We start from the raw sequence: 734 nt of genomic DNA, 5'->3' as shown, positions 1-734 counted from the left end.
ACCAGTTTTCGACTAAAAATATCAATAAAAGCATAAAGATAAAAATACATTCCACGAACTGTACTGGGTAAATAAGTGATATCCCAGGAATACAACCTATTAGGGGCTGTAGCGCTAAAGCCTTCAGGCTTGGCGTGGGGCTTGGCTGGCCGTTCACTGCGCCGGTGACTTAATTGCCCAGCCGCGCGCAAAGCCCGGTACATCGTCGATTCGGATGCCAGATAAATTCCCTTGTCCGCCAGTTTTGGCACGACTTGTCCGGGAGGTAAGTGACCAAATTCAGCACCATTAAGGACACTTAGTACCTGTGCGCGCTCCTTCTGGCTCAGTGCATTAACCGGCGTTTGCAAGCGCTGTGGCCTTAAGTCACCTTTGGTTTTATCACTTTGCCAACGCTGCAAAGTTCGAACTTCAAGCGCTATTGCCTCGCAGGCTTTCGCCTGTCTGGCTCCGGATAGCATGGCTTGTTCAATCAGCTCAATCAGTGTTAACCGTATCGGCAGCGGCGTCATTTCTCCTCGTCCTCCCACAAAGCCCGGAACTTTTTTTGCAGCACCAGTAGTGCAGCTGCCTCCGCTAATGCTTTATCTTTACGCAGAATTTCTTTTTTAAGGTTAACATTTTCGTCTTTCAGAGTTCGCATTTGTGCAGCTGGCACCGGCGTTTTCGGAGCGCAAAACTCGTCTTTCCAACTGGTTAAATGGTGTGTAAACACGCCTTTCTCGCGACACCAA

General features: G+C 49.0%; 2 pseudogenes. Both read right to left on the bottom strand.

From position 1 onward, the window contains the following. Window positions 1–512: pseudogene (locus VT06_RS16910) on the bottom strand (IS3 family transposase); the annotation flags it as partial. Then, window positions 509–734 (bottom strand): annotated as a pseudogene (locus tag VT06_RS18300) (IS3 family transposase); the annotation flags it as partial. The pseudogenes VT06_RS16910 and VT06_RS18300, both read right to left, overlap by 4 nt.

It is taken from the genome of Arsukibacterium sp. MJ3, from assembly GCF_000987765.1.
Taxonomy (GTDB): Bacteria; Pseudomonadota; Gammaproteobacteria; order Enterobacterales; family Alteromonadaceae; genus Alishewanella.
Note: the sequence above shows the minus strand (reverse complement) of the source record. Positions and strands in the feature narration are given on the sequence as shown.